Raw genomic sequence first — 18,112 nt, 5'->3', positions numbered from 1 at the left:
ATAGTTTATAAAATGTAATTTACGATAACTGTTATACCTATTTTTTTGATCATTGTTATATTTTCAATAATACTTTTCTATTTCATTCAATTTTAAGAACTCATCAACAAATTATTTTTAATAAAAGACAATATCGAACATTAATAGTTATTTAATTAAACCCAATAATAACAATTGAATAACAATGAATATGAAAAATATTAGGGGATTAATAAAAACAAATATTTATCTTGTTGTTTTTAAATATATATTTAAGTTTACCTACCCTTATTTTCTAAATAAGAGTAGGAGATCCTATTTATTATCAAATTTGAAAAAGACAGGAGAATAATATGAATACTTTTATCTTACTGATTTTAAGTGTATTTTTTAATAATAATGCAGATAGAGTTGATCCCAAGGAGGGTTATTACGCTTATTCTTTGAGTAATCAATCACATTTACAGCGTTGTACAGTAAGTCCATGTCCAGATCCTAAGGACTATTAATTTATAACTATATTATTTTAAAGGGAATTTATATGCTTAAACTATATATTTTAATACTTTCATCTCTATTTTCTAGTTATATAAGTGCTCAATATCATAATGAAAACATACAAAAAAAATCATCAATAAATGAGTATTCACATAATGAGACTAATACAACTGATCCTAGTGGTTGCGTTTGGCCACCTTGTGATGATGAGTGGTAATAAACTAAAAAAACAATAAATAATTAGCAAAATAAAAGCCGAACAATCACTGTTCGGCTTTTTATACTGTTATTCCTTTATACCTTTATATAGGTAGCTAAATACTATATATAGTTATATACGGCTATCATTCGCTTTTTGTAATAATACGCCACTCTCTTTCATAAATTGAGAAGCATAATCACCAAACCAATCACTCACGTTATTAAATGAATGGATAAACTCATTCTTTGCATTTATATCTAATAGGTCGATAGCCTGACCTAATGAGTGATGATATCTACGAATTAATTCAATATTCTCTTTCGATGATAAAATAATATCTGCATACAGTTGAGGATCTTGAGCAAATAACCGCCCTATCATTGCCAGTTCTAAGCGATAAATAGGAGATGAAAGTCGCAGTAAACTCGCCAGATCGACTTTTTCTTTTGCTAAATGCTGACCATAAGCAAAGGTAGTAAAATGTCGAAGAGCTTGAATAAAACTCATGTTTTTATCATGCTCTTCTGGTGTAATTGCCTCAATTCTAGCGCCCCATACCATCAATTGCTCTAACAACCATTCAAATTCTTGATGGTTACGACCTTCACAATAAGCCACAACCTGTTTTGCTAAGCTAGGCACATCAGGTCCAAACATAGGATGAAGACCTAAAACAGGCCCACTATGTGCTTTTAACATTGCGTCTAAAGGTTCTTTTTTAATAGAAGCGAGATCCACTAACAAACAACTTTCAGGTAAAGGAGGAAGCTTCCCAATAACCTCAACGGTTAAATGGATAGGTACACTAATAATAACCATCCCTGCATTATCAAAAATAGCAGGTGATTTTATTTGCCATTCATTTGCTTCTAAACTTTCAACTTGATAACCAGAAAGGGTAAATAAACGGGAAAATAGTTTTCCCATTTTGCCATTCCCCCCCACAATCACAATTTTACCCAGTTGAGGATTTAGCGTTTTAAAGCCTTTGTCATTCTCTTTGGTATAAGATTCACGCATTACTCGGCGTAACACATCTTCAATCAAATCTGGGGATATTCCCATTTTCTGCGCATCATTACGCCGAGAAGCAAGCATTGAGGCTTCTCTATCAGGAGCATAAATCGGTAAACCATGGCGATTCTTAACTTCACCAACTTCAGCTACCAATTGCATTCTTTTCGCAAGTAAAGAAAGCAGTGATTTATCTACCTGATCGATTTGCTCACGCAAATTTTGTAATTCTTCAGCCATCTATGCTTGCCTCTTTTTCTTTATGATTATCTAACTTAGCTTACTTTTTTAAATTGCTCTTCACGCTGAGCTAAAATAGGTGAAATTTGCGCATGTAAATTTCTTAATACAGATTCTGTTGTTTCCCAGCTAATGCACGCATCGGTGACTGAAACACCATATTTCATTTCGTTACGAGGCTGTTCTGATGATTGATTGCCTTCATTAATATGACTTTCTAACATAATACCAGTGATAGATTGATTACCTTTAGTGATCTGTTCAATCACTGAATCCACCACGGCGGTTTGACGACGAAAATCTTTATTCGAATTACCGTGGCTACAATCGATCATTAATGACGGTTTTAAGCCTGCTTTTACCATATGGGCTTCACATTGCGCCACATCTTCTTCATGGTAATTTGGCGTTTTACCACCACGTAAAATAACATGTCCATCAGGATTACCTTGCGTTTGTAATAAACACACCTGCCCTGATTGATTAATTCCCATAAAACGATGTGGCATAGAGGCAGCCTTCATTGCATTAATCGCCGTATCAAGATTACCATCAGTTCCGTTTTTAAAACCCACCGGCATTGAAAGTCCTGATGCCATTTCACGGTGAGTCTGAGATTCTGTTGTCCTTGCACCAATCGCAGACCAACTAAATAAATCCCCTAAGTATTGTGGATTATTAGGATCTAATGCTTCAGTTGCCAAAGGCAAACCTAATTGTACAAGTTCAGTTAATAGTTTACGGGCAATATGTAACCCTTTTTCCATTTCAAAGCTACCATCCATAAATGGATCGCTAATTAACCCCTTCCAACCCACTGTTGTACGAGGTTTTTCAAAGTAGACACGCATCACAATGTACAGACTATCACTTAATTCAGACGCTAATACCTTCAGACGTTTTGCGTAATCGATAGCAACATCAACGTCATGAATGGAACAAGGCCCACATACCACAAGTAAACGAGGATCACGACGTTGAACAATTTCAGAGATTGTTTGACGTGATTGAGCAATGGCATGCAGGTCATTGCGACTCAATGGGTATTTTTGTTTTAACTCTTCAGGCGTAATTAAAACCAGCTCTTCGCTGATATTCACATTATTGAGTGCGTCTTTTTGCATGATCATAATTTTTACCTTTTTATATCTGTCATTGTGATTTGTTGTCTGCCTGAAAGATAAGATAACACGCAATGTAAAGAAATCAATCCGTATTTTTAATAAAAATGATATAATTGTAACCTATAGTTTACACTAAATAAGAAAGCCAAATATAATTATTAAATTACAACAAGTTAAATCATAATTAAATAATAATAATAATGTGACATTGATTAAACTAAAACAATAAAGTGTAATCAAATATTTACATATTATCTTTTAATGTATTTTGGAATAAGAGGAGTTAAAAAGAGAGGAATATAAAAATAAGTAACAATATAATAAAAATTCAACATAAAAAAAGGTCAGCAAACGCTGACCTTTTAACAATAACTTTCGGATGTGCGAAAGCGTATTATTTAGCGTTAAGACGCTCTTTGATACGAGCAGCCTTACCTGAACGCTCACGCAGGTAGTACAGTTTAGCTTGGCGAACCGCACCACGACGTTTCACAGTGATGCTATCTACGACTGGAGAGTGAGTTTGGAATACACGCTCAACACCTTCGCCATTAGAAATTTTACGAACAGTAAATGCAGAGTGCAGACCGCGGTTACGAATAGCGATAACCACGCCCTCGAATGCCTGCAGACGTTTTTTAGAACCTTCAACAACCCATACCTTAACTTCTACATTATCGCCTGGACGAAATGAAGGTACATCTTGCTTCATTTGTTCTTGTTCGATTTGCTTAATAATATTGCTCATAATAACTCTCTTACCCTAGGTAAACTGATATTAATGACACCTTGTGTCAGACTTACTCTGCTGTACTTTCCAGATATTCCCGTTGGAACTCTGTTAACAGCACTCTTTGCTCGTCAGTCAGAGCTAGGCTTTCCAGAAGCTCAGGTCTTCTTAGCCAGGTTCGACCCAGTGATTGTTTCATACGCCAGCGATTAATATGTGCATGGTTACCTGACAGTAGAACTGCCGGAACTTCCATACCATCTAATACCTCTGGGCGAGTATAGTGAGGATGATCCAGTAAACCTTCAGCAAAAGAATCTTCTTTTGCTGAGGCCGCATGCCCAAGAACCCCCGGAACAAAACGAGCTACAGCATCTATCATTATCATGGCAGGTAATTCCCCACCACTTAATACGTAATCACCTACAGACCATTCTTCATCGATTTCAGTCTGAATGACACGCTCATCTATACCTTCATACCGACCACAAACTAGAATTAGCTTCTCATTTGTTGCCAGCTCACAAACTCCTTGTTGATCGAGTTTGCGTCCCTGAGGTGATAAATAAATCACCTTTGCTCCATCACCTGCCGCAGCTTTCGCTTGATGAATAGCTTCCCTTAAGGGCTGTACCATCATCAACATACCAGGACCACCGCCATAAGGGCGATCATCAACGGTATTGTGTCTGTCGTATGTAAAATCTCGGGGATTCCAACATTCTACATTAAGCAAACCATGCTTAACTGCCCGACCAGTCACCCCGTACTCGGTTATAGAGCGGAACATTTCTGGAAATAGGCTAATTACCCCAATCCACATTTTCGTGTCCCACTATTGAGAACCGTTAACCGGATAATCTAAAAACCAGGATCCCAATCAACGATAATTTTTTTCGCTGAGAGATCGACTTTCTTGATAACCTGCCCATCAAGAAACGGAACTAACCGTTCCCCAACACCGAATGCATCTTTCAGATTAGCTTTAATGACCATTACGTCATTTGAGCCAGTTTCCATCATGTCAGTAATGACACCTAAATCGTAACCTTTGTCAGTTTCAACATGGCAACCCATCAGATCTTTCCAGTAATACTCACCTTCAAGTTCAGGCAGTTGCGATGCATTCACGACAATTTCAACATTAGTTAGGAAATTAGCTGCATCTCTGTCGTCAATACCTTTTAGTTTGACGATAATATCTTGGTTGTGATGTTTCCAACTTTCAATTTCAATAGTTTCCCATTGTCCATGTCGTTGAATAAACCACGGTTGATATTCAAAAATGTTTTCGGCATGTTCGGTGGAGGAAAAAACTCTGAGCCAACCACGGATCCCGTAAGGTGAGCCCAACTTCCCCATAACAATAGGTTCTACAGGCTCTTTTAAGGTTTTTTGTTCGCTCATTGTTACCACCGCGACAGATTAAGCGCTTTTCTTCGCTGATTTGATCAGGCCAGCAACACGTTCTGAAACAGTTGCGCCTTGAGCAACCCAGTGTTCAACACGGTCTACGTCTAAGCGTAATTCTTCTGCATTACCGGTTGCCAGTGGGTTATAAAAGCCTACGCGTTCAATGAAACGACCATCACGCGCATTGCGGCTATCGGTTACTACTACTTGGTAAAACGGACGCTTTTTTGCGCCGCCACGAGCTAAACGAATTGTTACCATAACATCCTCATTAGTTAATAAAACAACCAGACGCCATCGAGGAACGGAGTCCGGTTGTCATATAAAAAGCCCGAAAAGTTTACTCACTTTGGGGAAAAAAGCAATCCAAAGCACGTTTTTTTTCCGGCTTTTTGATTTTAACGGCCTGGAAATCCAGGTGGCATCATACCTTTCATGCTACGCATCATCTTAGCCATGCCGCCTTTTTTCATTTTTTTCATCATGCGTTGCATATCATCAAACTGTTTTAACAAACGGTTGACGTCTTGCACTTGCGTTCCTGAACCCGTCGCAATACGGCGTTTTCGAGACCCTTTGATGATTTCGGGTTTTTGGCGCTCTTTTTTAGTCATGGAATTAATAATGGCTTCCATTTTCACTAAAATTGAATCATCCATTTGTGATTTTACAGCATCTGGCACTTGAGACATACCCGGCATTTTGCTTAACATACTCGCCATGCCGCCCATGTTTTTCATTTGCTTTAATTGATCTAAGAAATCATTTAGATCAAAGCCATCACCTTTTTTAAGCTTCGTCGCCAGCTTTTCAGCTTGCGCTCTATCAACTTTGCTTTCAATATCTTCAATTAAAGATAGAACATCACCCATGCCTAAAATACGAGAGGCAATACGATCTGGGTGGAAAGGTTCTAAAGCTTCTGTTTTTTCCCCAACACCGAGGAATTTGATAGGTTTACCTGTGATATGACGAATTGATAACGCCGCACCACCACGCGCATCACCATCAACTTTCGTTAAAACAACCCCTGTTAATGGTAATGCTTCGTTAAAGGCTTTTGCTGTATTTGCTGCATCTTGACCCGTCATAGCATCAACAACAAATAAAGTTTCAACCGGGCTAATGGCTTTATGAAGAAGCTGGATCTCCTCCATCATGCCTTCATCTACGTGCAAACGTCCCGCGGTATCCACCAGTAACACATCATAAAATTGAAGCTGTGCATGTTTTAATGCATTACTTGCAATCGTCACTGGGTTTTCTTGCACTGTTGATGGGAAGAAATCAATACCAACTGTTTCAGCCAATGTTTCAAGTTGTTTAATCGCCGCTGGGCGATAAACGTCAGCAGAAACAACCAGAACCTTTTTCTTCTTTTTCTCTTTTAAGAATTTACCTAATTTTGCAACACTGGTTGTTTTACCAGCACCTTGCAAGCCTGCCATTAAAACAACAGCAGGTGGCTGAGCAGAAAGATCAAGGTCAGTATTGACTTCCCCCATCGCATTGACGAGTTCATTTTGAACTATCTTCACAAACTCCTGACCCGGTGTCAGGCTTTTGTTAACTTCATGTCCTACTGCGTTTTCTTTAATTCGCGCAATAAAATCACGAACCACTGGTAAGGCAACGTCGGCTTCTAATAACGCCATACGCACTTCACGCAGTGTCTCTTTAATGTTTTCTTCGGTCAGTCTTCCTCGACCGCTTATATTGCGCAGCGTGCGCGATAATCTGTCACTTAAATTCTCAAACATTATCTTAGCTCAGTGTTAAAGTTGGGCTTATCAGTATGTATGTCATCGATTATATCACGATGACTCTCGGATCTCTGCATAGAGATTTAAGCTTAATGACTTCAATAGTTGGAGCCGAATGCTCCTAGCGCTATACTAGGAAGTTATTCAAACAATATATGTAAGCGAAACTATGCCCGTTATATCAATCTCTATCGTCGCTGTCTGCGCTTATTTACTCAGTCTGGTGCTCATTTTACCGGGCCTGTTACGAAAAGAGCAGAATGGATACCGTGGATTAGCACTCCTCTTCGCGGTTATTGCGCTTGTTGCGCATGCTATTTCATTAAAATTTTTAATTTTCCGTCCTCATAGCGGGCAGGATCTTTCACTCACCAATCTAGGTGCCGTTGTAAGCCTGATGGTCTGCGTTATTATGACGATTGTGGCTTCTCGTGGCCGAGCATGGTTTTTACTGCCTATTGTTTATTGTTTTGCAATAGTCAATCTTGTCATTGCGGCACTCATGCCGGGTGAATTTGTTACACATCTTGAAAGTAGCACATCACTCTTTATTCATATTGGGCTTGCATTATTAAGTTATGCCACATTATTGATTGCAGCGTTATATGCATTACAACTGAGTTGGCTAGACTATCAACTAAAGAATAAGAAACTAAAATTTTCACCTCAAATGCCACCATTAATGACAATTGAACGAAAAATGTTTCACATTACACAGGTGGGTGTTGTGTTACTAACACTAACATTGTGTACAGGTTTGGTGTACATGGATAATATTTTTGGTAAAGAAAATATCCATAAATCGATTTTTTCTATCATCGCTTGGTTTGTTTACGTCATTTTATTATGGGGACATTTCCGCGAAGGATGGAGAGGAAAAAAAGTCATTATTTTTAACTTGATTGGCGCCATTATTTTGACATTAGCTTTTTTTGGTAATCGTTTATTACAAGAGTTAGTGCTTAATTAATTTTTATTTTAGGGTAGCAAAAGGATCTCAATTTTGGAGCATGTGTCGACAACTACGCTCATTATCATACTAATAGCGATGATTATTGCCTCAGCTTATTTTTCTGGAACAGAAACCAGCATGATGACGATTAATCGTTATCGTCTTCGTCATGCGGCAAAACAAGGAAATCGCTCTGCAAAACGTGTTGAAAAACTATTACAACGTCCGGACAGATTGATCAGTTTGGTATTGATTGGCAATAATCTGATTAATATCGTCGCATCTGCATTAGCGACTATTGTGGGTATGCGTTTATATGGTAATGCTGGTGTTGCTATAGCTACAGGTATATTAACTTTTGTGATCCTTATTTTTGCTGAAGTATTACCAAAATCAATCGCAGCACTGTATCCAGAACGGGTCGCCTATCCAAGTAGTGTTATTCTCTCTCCTTTGCAAAAACTGATGCTACCTATTGTTTGGTTTTTTAATAAAATCACATTAATACTGATGCGAATTTTAGGGATCAAATCGCCAGTAATACAAGGTAATGCTGTTTCAAAAGAAGAGCTACGAACAATTGTAAATGAGTCAAAATCAAAGCTTTCCCAAAGAAATCAAAATATGTTGCTTTCTATTCTTGATTTAGAAAAAGTGACTATTGGCGATATTATGGTACCAAGAAATGAGATTTTTGGTATTGATGTCAATGATGAATGGAAATCCATCGTAAGACAGTTAACCCATTCTCCTCATGGTCGAATAGTGCTTTATCGCGATACACTTGATGATGCCATTGGTATGCTACGAGTACGAGAAGCCTATCGCTTAATGACTGAGAAAAAAGAATTCACCAAACAAATTTTGATAAAAGCGGCAGATAAAGTCTATTTTATTCCTGAAAGCACACCTTTAAATTTACAGCTTGTCAATTTTCAGCTGAATAATGAAAAAGCGGGTATTGTGGTTGATGAATACGGTGAAATTCAAGGTTTAGTCACCGTTGAAGATATTCTAGAAGAAATTGTGGGTGACTTTACCACCTCAATGTCACCTTCATTAGCAGAAGAAGTTATCCCTCAAAAAGATGGTTCATTGCTCGTTGACGGTACAACAAATATTCGAGATATCAATAAAGCATTTGGTTGGCATTTACCTGAAGATGAAGCCAGAACCATTAACGGCGTCATTATTGAAGAGCTTGGCGATTTACCCGTTGTCGGCAATAAAATAAAAGTCAGTGATTATGAATTTGAAATACTTGATGTTCAAGACAACGTCATCAAAAAGGCTTTAATTCGCCATCTCGTGCTACCTCATCTTTAACGATGACTAGTCCTGATATAGGTTGACAACTTTTCAGGCATAAAACGCTCGATGTACTTCATCGGGCGTTTTATAGTTTAACGATAAGTGTGGCCGTTTTTCATTATAGAGTTGAATTGATTCTTCTACTAATTTTCTTGCTTGTTCTAGATTACTCGGTTTTATCAGTAGATACTCCATTTTTAATATTCCATTAATTCGTTCTGCTAAGGCATTTTGATAACAATCATACCCATCAGTCATAGAACATTGAATATTATGCTCTTTATGTATCTCCTGATATTCCGAAGAACAATACTGTATCCCTCGATCTGAATGATGGATTAACGAAGTTGTCGAAGTCCGTTTTTTTAACGCCTGAACCAACGATTTCTTCACTGAACTTGTTTTCATATTGTTATCTAAATGATATCCCACGATTTTTCGTGAATACGCATCCGTAATTAAACTTAAATAAGTATCACCTTCATGCGTCGATAAATAGGTAATATCTGCCACCCAAAGCTGTTCTGGTTGTGTGGGGATAAACCCTGACTTAATTAAATTAGGATGCCGATGAAAACGATGATGGCTTAAGGTTGTTCGATGATAAGCCCGTTTATTAGGCACCAGTAACTGATGTTCTTTCAATAAAGAAAATAGCCGATCACGACCAATAACCATCTGTTTTTGCTTTAAAATAAAATGTAATTTACGCCCACCCAGTCGAGGTTGTAAGACTCGTTCAGATTTAACAACATCAATAATGGCCGAATCTGCTTTCTTTCGTTCCTCAGTTCTATCCAGCCTCTTGTAATAAGCCTGTCGGCTGATCTGCATAAAACGGCAAGCAATTGTTACGGTGAGGTTTTTAACCGTTTTTTCTTTAATAACTCGGCTTTGCGCTTTTTTGACAAACGAACTCCAAAGTCTCTATCCATGACTTTAACCACAGCTTCGAAAAAATCGGATTTAAGCCGAGCTTCTTCAAGTTCCTTTTCAAGGATCTTAATGCGTTGTTCCGGCGTTTGTTGTTCAGAAGATTGGGTCATAGCTGAACCTCTATAAAAAGTATCAGGGGTACCGTTTGACCAATCTAACCTACCATGCTTACGAAGCCAAACTAAAACAGTAGAGCATCCTTGTATACCATAGTGATCTTGAGCTTGTTTATAGGTTAATTCGCCTTTTTCAACTTGGTCAACAAGCTGTAATTTAAAAGCGAGAGAATAATCGCGTTGAGTTCGTTTAGTGATTGGTTTCATTACATTCTCCAATTTCAGATTGGAAAAGTGTTAACCTTATTTAGGACGGGTCACGAATACAAAATAAAGCGCTTATTTAAGCGCTTTATTTTTGCTGTTTATCCGAGTTCAAATCGTAATTTACTATTACGAAAATCAAATTCTCTCGCAGGTTTCAAATAGAAAGGATCTATCACTTGTTCTGTCTTAAATTGAGTGGATCTTACTTGTTGATAATCAGAATAAAAACCATGATTCTTTATCCACATCACTAAATTAAGTGCAGGCTCATGAGAATAAGAATAACCGTACTCTTCTCGTCGGCAAATAAAACACGCTGTTTCGCCTTTGCTTAAAGTAAGAGAAAGAGACTTGCGTGGAAAATTAGTAATGATAGAGCCATCATCTTTTACTGATTCAATATTGAAATTATGAGGTGCTAAAGTCTGAATATTTTCATATTTTAAATCTAAACTTTCACCAGAATAACTATTGGTTTTAATTCTATCCTCCTGAAAATACCAATGATATTCTTCATCTTCTTTTTCTTTGTAGAGATAATCCCCACCGATTTTGATTATCGTATTAGTTTCAGCTTTAGTTATTTTTTCAAATCGTTGAGTCTCTATTTCTGAGGAAAATAACAAATGTTCAGGCTTGATAATGAGCTCAGGCTCAGAGTGAAACCGCCTAACATACTGTTTATGTACACGCTCAAAATAACGATATTCTTGTGCTTTAGAGAGGCCCTGATAGAAAAAAGCATCTTTAGGAAATTGAGTACGCAACGTACTTTTACCAAAAAAATAAAATTCTCGAACAAAAAACTCTAAAACCAATTTAGGCGATAAGAATTGGTGATTTTCCATAACAAAAGTGTACTCCGTGTATTAAGCATAAATTTAATCCATTATTGTAATAACAATATAAGAAGATAAGAAAATAAAACAATGGGATAACGAAAAGAAAAAGAGGAAGGATATTAGAATAAAAAGAGACAATAAATCAGGATGCGAATTTCTTGATCTATTGTCCCCTAGTTTTATAAAGTAGCTAAATCTAGATATGTAGCTCTTTTAATGTCTCTTCAGGAAGTGCTAATTCGTCGTTATGATTAATACCAATATTATGAGCTAAAATGTCTCGTGCAATATCTTGCGCTTCAGTCAGAGAATGCATTTCATAAGTGCCGCATTGATACACATTTAACTCAGGGATATGATTTTGATCTTTTACTTTCAAAACATCTTCCATTGCTGCTTTCCATGCATTAGCAACTCGCTGTTCTTCTGGTTGCCCAATTAAGCTCATATAGAAGCCGGTACGGCATCCCATTGGGGAGATATCAATAATCTCAACACCATTACCATTAAGATGGTTACGCATGAAGCCAGCGAACAAATGCTCTAATGTGTGAATTCCTTTCTCAGGCATGGCTTTTTTATTTGGCACAGTAAAACGCAAATCAAATACCGTGATGGTATCACCAGATGGCGTTTTCATTGTTTTAGCAACGCGTACAGCTGGTGCAGACATACGTGTATGGTCAACAGTAAAGCTATCCAATAAAGGCATAAAAAACCTCCTAAGAAAAATTTAAATATTTTTAAGAAAAAATGAAACTTTCTGCAAGTAGCTCGGTCTTAGTAATGAATACGCGCAAAATGTTATCATCCCTATTTCTCTATAGAATTTTTCAGCCACACAAATCTTAGTGTGGCTTTTTTCTATCTAAGTTTAGGAAGCCACGTTATCGGCATTTGCCCCTGCATGGATCTTCAAATACTCATCAAAAGAAATGGTATCACTCTTTTCTAACTCTTCTTGACGTTTTATGGATGAAATTCTCTCATGATCAAAAGCTTCATCAGTCAACGTTTCATAAGGTGTTTTAATTAATTCTTGGTAATATTCTTCCGCTAAAGATAAACCATAACTGCCAATGCCTTGTGTTTTGATTTTCTCTAACAGCCTACCAGAGAAGGTTAGCTCTGGATTATCAAACATTTCTTCTAACTTAACACAAACTTCCATGTATTTTGTGCCAGAACAACAATCAAGCACATTTGCCACACGTTTTAAATCCGCAAATAACGCTTTACCTACTTGTGCTAATGGTTCTTTTCTTTCACCACAACCCATTCCAATAACTTGACCAGGCTTACGCCCTTCTAGAATAACGTTATTCCAATTTGCACGACAACACGCTAATTCAGAAGCACTCATTTCAGGTGCATCAGCTAAAACACACCAAATTAAGAATAAATCAAGGAAACGAATTTGTGTTTCATCGACACCAATTGGCGTAAATGGATTGATATCGAGTGAGCGAACTTCGATATATTCAATACCACCACGTAATAAAGCATCAGAAGGCGATTCATCCCCTTTAACGACACGCTTAGGACGAATAGGTGCATAAAGCTCATTTTCAATCTGCAGTACATTGGTGTTTAATTGAATGTACTCACCATCTTTATTCTTAATACCCAGTTTAGCAAATTCGTCAGATGGTTTATGAATCGCTTTTTTCAGCCCTTTAACGTAGGTTCCAAGGTGATTAAAGGTAATATCTAAATCACTTTGTGATTTATTGGTATATCCCAAGTCACTTAAACGTAATGACGTTGCATAAGGTAAATATTTCGCACCTTTTGGCGTACTTTCAAATGGTAAGTTTGTCTCTCTTCCCTTCAAGAAAGATCCACAAATTGCTGGCGATGCACCAAAAAAGAATGGAATAACCCAACCAAAGCGATAATAGTTACGGATCAAACGCAGATAACCGTCTGAAATCGCTTCTTTACCACTCTCTTCATCTTTTACATTCGCCCATGCTTGCCAAAATTCAATAGGTAATGAAAAGTTATAATGCACACCTGAAATGGTTTGCATTAAAGCACCATAACGATTTTTCAATCCTTCACGATATAACGTTTTAAAACGCCCTACATTGGATGTGCCAAATTGAGCAAGCGTAATCTTATCTTCCGCTTCAATAAAGCAAGGCATACTCATAGGCCACATACGTTCATTGTCTAAGTGACGCGCCGTATAGCGATGTAAATCGCCTAAAAAATGCAAGGTATGTGAAATATTGTCATCAACAGGCGTAATAAACTCTAACAGAGACTCAGCAAAATCCGTTGTGATCCATTTATGAGTTAATGATTTACCCAATGAAATAGGGTGTTCTGTTGATGCTAAATTGCTTTCTGGCGTTACTCTTAAGGTTTCGCGCTCAATACCACGGTGGATGCCACATAAAACTTTAGGGTGTGCTTCCAACCAAGAAAGCGCTTTGGATACGTCCGGGATCAAAGGTGACCTCCCGCGTTGATTAATGTAAGTAAATAGATAGGAGTTACTTTATCGTAAAGTCACTAAATTGTCGCTGATTAGATGATGTTAGCATTGTTAGTTGATGCTAAACAAAAGATTAACATCATAAGAAATAAGCGAATTATAGAAAGCAAAAAGCCTCGCTATTGCGAGGCTTAAAAGATGGTGCATCCTGGAGGATTCGAACCTCCGACCGCTCGGTTCGTAGCCGAGTACTCTATCCAGCTGAGCTAAGGATGCAGGTCTAACGAATTATTCTAGAAATGATTTACTACAATATCTGATAAAAGATGGTGCATCCTGGAGGATTCGAACCTCCGACCGCTCGGTTCGTAGCCGAGTACTCTATCCAGCTGAGCTAAGGATGCGTCGTAGTAATCTTTCTAGCTGCTCATATTGCAATTGGCAATAATGAGTAATGAGATGGTGCATCCTGGAGGATTCGAACCTCCGACCGCTCGGTTCGTAGCCGAGTACTCTATCCAGCTGAGCTAAGGATGCGCCGTTTTTATACTTTACTCTTTTAATGCAAATTATTCACCATTTGCACCAAAATAAAAACCCCATACATTAATCATGGGGTTGGAATTGGTGCATCCTGGAGGATTCGAACCTCCGACCGCTCGGTTCGTAGCCGAGTACTCTATCCAGCTGAGCTAAGGATGCAATCTAAATGGCGGTGAGAGAGGGATTCGAACCCTCGATGCAGCTTTTGACCGCATACTCCCTTAGCAGGGGAGCGCCTTCAGCCTCTCGGCCATCTCACCATATTTAGAACCACTCGAAGAAGTTCTTACTGAACATCTCGTCTCTGTGTGGCGCACATATTACTTTCTCAGCCTAAGAAGTCAAACAATTTTTCTCAACTTTTTACGAATATACGTTTGTTTGAACACTTCACAAACAAACTGATGCGTTTATCAGCAAGATTGGCTAAAAAAGTCCTAAACACAATGATATCTCTGATGAAAAATCATTCAAGTATTTTATTCTCATAACAAATATATTTATTCTCAAAACAAATAATTGTGAAGCGAATGATTAGAGGTAAAAAGAGTTTCAATTCTGTCAATCAGAATAAACGGATAGTGTAATAATAAATGCAACTCAAGGAGAGTGAAGATAGGAACCAAAAAGGGAATAAAAAGTCTTAGAAAGAGAAAAGCGCCCAGACCCGGCAAAAGTGTGGACGCTTACGAATGAATTGTAACTAACTAAAAATGGGAATTTGTTTAGTAGTTATCGGTAGGCTGAGTTTTCTCGGCCTGAATTCGTTGATAGATCTCTTCACGATGGACAGATACTTCTTTGGGTGCATTTACGCCAATCCGTACCTGATTACCTTTAACCCCTAAAACGGTTACGGTTACATCATCGCCTATCATAAGCGTTTCACCAACTCGACGAGTTAGAATAAGCATTCTTTGCTCCTTGAAAATTTACAAGAGTCGGGTCTCTAGAATTTCCCGGCCATTATCCATCATACATTGTCAATTCGTATAATCATTATTTATCACAAGTAACTCATACTTCATAACAAAATATAAATTTAGTGACTGATTATTTAACGGATCATCAATATCTCTATAAGGCGTTATCCCTATAAATAAGGAATAACGCCTTTTTTCAGGTTATTATCGCTTACAGATGCGATTCAACCCACTCGTCAACACTTGCTAAAGCCACAGGTAAAGCATCAATATCAGTACCACCAGCTTGAGCCATATCAGGGCGACCGCCACCTTTACCGCCGATTTGCTGTGCTACAAAACTAATTAACTCACCTGCTTTAACTTTAGCAGTCAAATCTTTAGTGACCCCAACAATTAAGCTCACTTTACCATCAGAAATAGTAGAAAGCACAATAATTGCTGAACCCAATTGATTTTTTAAATCGTCAACCATCGTTCTTAACATTTTTGGCTCAACACCATTAAGCTCACGAACTAAAAGTTTGATACCTTTCACGTTTTTAGCTTGTCCACCCAAAGAAGAACTTTCTTGGGCAGCTTGCTGATCTTTTAGTTGTTGGAGTTCTTTTTCTAATAAGCGGTATTTTTCTTGGACTGTCTTAATTCTTTCAACCAAGTTTGTACCGTCACTTTTTAGAACTTGTGCAACAAGAGAGATAAGGTCTGATTGCTCATGAACACTCTCAATTGCTGTAATACCTGTAATTGCCTCAATACGGCGAATACCAGCAGCAGTACCTGACTCACTGATAATACGGAACAAACCAATATCACCCGTTCTAGAAGCGTGAGTACCACCGCAAAGCTCAGTAGAGAAATCACCCATGGTTAAAACACGAACACGTTCATCGTATTTCTCACCAAACAGTGCCATAGCACCTTTCTCTTTAGCGTCTTCAAGATCCATTAACTCAGTGACAACAGGTGAGTTAAGACGGATTTGTGCGTTTACAATGTCTTCGATTTTGCGCAATTGTTCTGGTTTAACTGCTTCAAAATGAGAGAAGTCAAAACGCAGGTATTTATCGTTAACCAAAGAACCTTTTTGCGTAACATGCGTACCCAGTACTTGGCGTAATGCAGCATGTAATAAGTGAGTCGCAGAGTGATTTAAGCGAATGGCATCACGGCGAGCAATATCAATGTTAGCATTGATTTTATGGTTAACAATAAATGACCCTACGTTAACTTTACCAATATGGCCAATCGCTTTACCGTATTTTTGCGTATCTGTGACTTCAAACTGACTATCTTTGCCTATCAGAACACCTTTATCGCCAACCTGTCCACCAGACTCGGCATAGAATGCCGTTTTATTTAAGAAGATAATCCCTTCTTCGCCTGCTTTTAATTCAGTGACTGATTGTCCGTTATGGAAAATGGCAGTAATTGTACCCTGCTGTTCATTATGATCATAACCAGAGAAATCACTGCGACTATCAACTTTAATAAGACTATTATAGTCAGTACCGAAACCGCTGGATTCACGAGCACGTTTACGTTGCTCTTCCATCGCGACTTCAAAGCCTTTCTCATCAACTTTGATATTTCTTTCGCGACAAACATCAGCAGTTAAATCAAGAGGGAAACCATATGTATCATAAAGGCGGAAAGCGGTTTCACCCGGAAGAACGTCATCTTTTAATTGAGCAAGCTCTTCATCTAATAGTTGAAGACCACGTTCTAATGTACGAGCAAACTGCTCTTCTTCCGTTTTTAATACTTTTTCAACGATAGCTTGTTGGCGTTTTAATTCTTCACCCGCTTCTGCCATCACTTCAATTAATGGAGCGACTAATTTATAGAAGAAGGTATCTTTGGCACCAAGCATATAACCATGACGTACTGCTCGACGAATAATACGACGCAGAACATAGCCACGGCCTTCATTAGAAGGGATAACGCCATCGCAAATAAGGAATGAACAAGAACGAATATGATCGGCAATAACGCGTAATGATTTATTTTCTAAATCCGTTGCATTAGTCACTTGTGCAACAAATTTAATTAAAGAACGGAATAAATCAATGTCATAGTTAGAGTTTACATGTTGTAAAACAGCGGTAATACGCTCTAACCCCATTCCCGTATCAACAGATGGTTTCGGCAGTGGATCCATAGTGCCATCTGACTGACGATTAAATTGCATGAAAACGATATTCCAGATCTCAATATAGCGATCGCCGTCTTCTTCTGGTGATCCTGGAGGTCCGCCCCAAATGTGGTCACCATGATCATAAAATATTTCGGTACAAGGTCCACAAGGGCCAGTGTCACCCATTTGCCAGAAGTTATCTGATGCAAATGGTGCGCCTTTATTATCACCAATGCGGATTATTCTTTCGGCAGGAATACCAATTTCTTTATTCCAAATATCATAAGCTTCATCGTCTGTGGCATATACCGTTACCCAAAGTCTTTCTTTAGGTAAGTTAAACCACTCTTTGCTGGTTAATAATTCCCAAGCAAAATTGATTGCGTCATGTTTGAAATAGTCACCAAAACTGAAATTACCTAGCATTTCAAAAAAAGTATGGTGACGAGCAGTATAACCCACATTTTCTAAATCGTTATGTTTACCACCTGCACGCACACAACGTTGTGCAGTTGTCGCTCGGGAATAAGGTCTATTGTCCAATCCAAGAAATACATCTTTGAATTGGTTCATCCCTGCGTTTGTAAACAGCAATGTTGGATCGTTATTTGGAACCAAAGAACTGCTAGGTACTATTTGATGTCCTTTAGTATGAAAAAAGTCGAGAAACGCCTGACGGATCTCAGCGGTGCTTTTGCTCATAATTATCCCGAAATCAAGCTGGAAAAACAGAAATTAG

The 18,112-nt window shown here is 38.0% G+C and carries 16 protein-coding genes and 5 tRNA genes; 3 read left to right on the top strand and 18 right to left on the bottom strand.

Annotation, left to right across the window (positions count from 1 at the left end; all coding sequences use genetic code 11):
* Positions 1-332: 332 nt before the first annotated feature.
* Positions 333-488, top strand: a complete 156-nt coding sequence (locus LG402_RS05045) for a hypothetical protein (RefSeq protein WP_166540966.1) — start codon at positions 333-335, stop codon at positions 486-488.
* Positions 489-808: 320 nt separating this feature from the next.
* Here the strand turns inward: LG402_RS05045 and tyrA are convergent, their stop codons facing one another.
* The 7 genes from tyrA to ffh all read right to left on the bottom strand — a co-directional run bounded on the left by tyrA (position 809) and on the right by ffh (position 6,960).
* Positions 809-1,933, bottom strand: coding sequence for a bifunctional chorismate mutase/prephenate dehydrogenase (gene tyrA / locus LG402_RS05040; RefSeq protein WP_166540967.1), 1,125 nt, complete (start codon positions 1,931-1,933; stop codon positions 809-811).
* 35 nt (positions 1,934-1,968) lie between these two features.
* Positions 1,969-3,063 (bottom strand): 3-deoxy-7-phosphoheptulonate synthase, encoded by a 1,095-nt coding sequence (locus LG402_RS05035; RefSeq protein WP_109409471.1) that lies wholly within the window; start codon positions 3,061-3,063, stop codon positions 1,969-1,971.
* A gap of 388 nt (positions 3,064-3,451) precedes the next feature.
* The gene (gene rplS / locus LG402_RS05030) at positions 3,452-3,805 is read right to left on the bottom strand and encodes a 50S ribosomal protein L19 (protein ID WP_036932575.1); all 354 of its coding nucleotides are present in this window, start codon (positions 3,803-3,805) and stop codon (positions 3,452-3,454) included.
* Between the two features lie 52 nt (positions 3,806-3,857).
* Positions 3,858-4,610, bottom strand: a complete 753-nt coding sequence (trmD, locus tag LG402_RS05025) for a tRNA (guanosine(37)-N1)-methyltransferase TrmD (protein WP_072070877.1) — start codon at positions 4,608-4,610, stop codon at positions 3,858-3,860.
* Positions 4,611-4,648: 38 nt separating this feature from the next.
* Positions 4,649-5,194, bottom strand: a complete 546-nt coding sequence (rimM, locus tag LG402_RS05020) for a ribosome maturation factor RimM (RefSeq protein ID WP_036932577.1) — start codon at positions 5,192-5,194, stop codon at positions 4,649-4,651.
* An 18-nt stretch (positions 5,195-5,212) separates the two neighbouring features.
* A complete protein-coding gene (gene rpsP, locus LG402_RS05015) occupies positions 5,213-5,461 on the bottom strand; it encodes a 30S ribosomal protein S16 (protein ID WP_004244772.1) in 249 nt (82 codons plus the stop codon).
* A gap of 137 nt (positions 5,462-5,598) precedes the next feature.
* Positions 5,599-6,960: a signal recognition particle protein gene (ffh, locus tag LG402_RS05010; protein ID WP_227336541.1), complete on the bottom strand. Its 1,362-nt coding sequence runs from the start codon at positions 6,958-6,960 to the stop codon at positions 5,599-5,601.
* Between the two features lie 172 nt (positions 6,961-7,132).
* Here ffh and LG402_RS05005 point away from each other — a divergent pair, with 172 nt between their 5' ends.
* Together LG402_RS05005 and LG402_RS05000 are read left to right on the top strand one after the other, a co-directional pair.
* Positions 7,133-7,933 (top strand): inner membrane protein YpjD, encoded by an 801-nt coding sequence (locus LG402_RS05005; protein ID WP_166540969.1) that lies wholly within the window; start codon positions 7,133-7,135, stop codon positions 7,931-7,933.
* Positions 7,934-7,966: 33 nt separating this feature from the next.
* Complete coding sequence (locus LG402_RS05000) at positions 7,967-9,241, top strand: CNNM domain-containing protein (protein ID WP_166540970.1); 1,275 nt, start codon at positions 7,967-7,969, stop codon at positions 9,239-9,241.
* 33 nt (positions 9,242-9,274) lie between these two features.
* Here the strand turns inward: LG402_RS05000 and LG402_RS04995 are convergent.
* The 11 genes from LG402_RS04995 to alaS form a co-directional block, all read right to left on the bottom strand.
* Positions 9,275-10,485 (bottom strand): IS3 family transposase gene (locus LG402_RS04995; protein WP_227336540.1). Its coding sequence is split into 2 segments (ribosomal slippage): positions 9,275-10,143 and positions 10,143-10,485, totalling 1,212 coding nucleotides; the frame shifts between segments, so codons are not numbered across the junction.
* Positions 10,486-10,583: 98 nt separating this feature from the next.
* Positions 10,584-11,333 (bottom strand): hypothetical protein, encoded by a 750-nt coding sequence (locus LG402_RS04990; RefSeq protein ID WP_227336539.1) that lies wholly within the window; start codon positions 11,331-11,333, stop codon positions 10,584-10,586.
* Positions 11,334-11,523: 190 nt separating this feature from the next.
* Complete coding sequence (gene luxS, locus LG402_RS04985) at positions 11,524-12,039, bottom strand: S-ribosylhomocysteine lyase (RefSeq protein WP_109409466.1); 516 nt, start codon at positions 12,037-12,039, stop codon at positions 11,524-11,526.
* Positions 12,040-12,201: 162 nt separating this feature from the next.
* Positions 12,202-13,785, bottom strand: coding sequence for a glutamate--cysteine ligase (gene gshA, locus LG402_RS04980; protein ID WP_166540972.1), 1,584 nt, complete (start codon positions 13,783-13,785; stop codon positions 12,202-12,204).
* Between the two features lie 184 nt (positions 13,786-13,969).
* Positions 13,970-14,046: transfer RNA gene (locus LG402_RS04975), tRNA-Arg, on the bottom strand.
* 51 nt (positions 14,047-14,097) lie between these two features.
* Positions 14,098-14,174: transfer RNA gene (locus LG402_RS04970), tRNA-Arg, on the bottom strand.
* Between the two features lie 56 nt (positions 14,175-14,230).
* Positions 14,231-14,307: transfer RNA gene (locus tag LG402_RS04965), tRNA-Arg, on the bottom strand.
* Between the two features lie 88 nt (positions 14,308-14,395).
* A tRNA-Arg gene (locus tag LG402_RS04960) sits at positions 14,396-14,472 on the bottom strand.
* Positions 14,473-14,480: 8 nt separating this feature from the next.
* Positions 14,481-14,573, bottom strand: a tRNA-Ser gene (locus LG402_RS04955).
* Between the two features lie 465 nt (positions 14,574-15,038).
* Positions 15,039-15,227 (bottom strand): carbon storage regulator CsrA, encoded by a 189-nt coding sequence (csrA, locus tag LG402_RS04950; RefSeq protein ID WP_004244778.1) that lies wholly within the window; start codon positions 15,225-15,227, stop codon positions 15,039-15,041.
* Between the two features lie 220 nt (positions 15,228-15,447).
* Positions 15,448-18,075 carry an alanine--tRNA ligase gene (gene alaS / locus LG402_RS04945; RefSeq protein ID WP_227336538.1) on the bottom strand — a complete coding sequence of 876 codons (2,628 nt, stop codon included), beginning with the start codon at positions 18,073-18,075 and terminating at the stop codon, positions 15,448-15,450.
* Between the last annotated feature and the right edge of the window lie 37 nt (positions 18,076-18,112).

Origin of the sequence: Proteus sp. NMG38-2 (assembly GCF_020640995.1) — a bacterium.
GTDB lineage: Bacteria > Pseudomonadota > Gammaproteobacteria > Enterobacterales > Enterobacteriaceae > Proteus.
The sequence above is the reverse complement of the archived record's forward strand: the minus strand, read 5'-3'. Positions and strand labels throughout refer to the sequence as shown.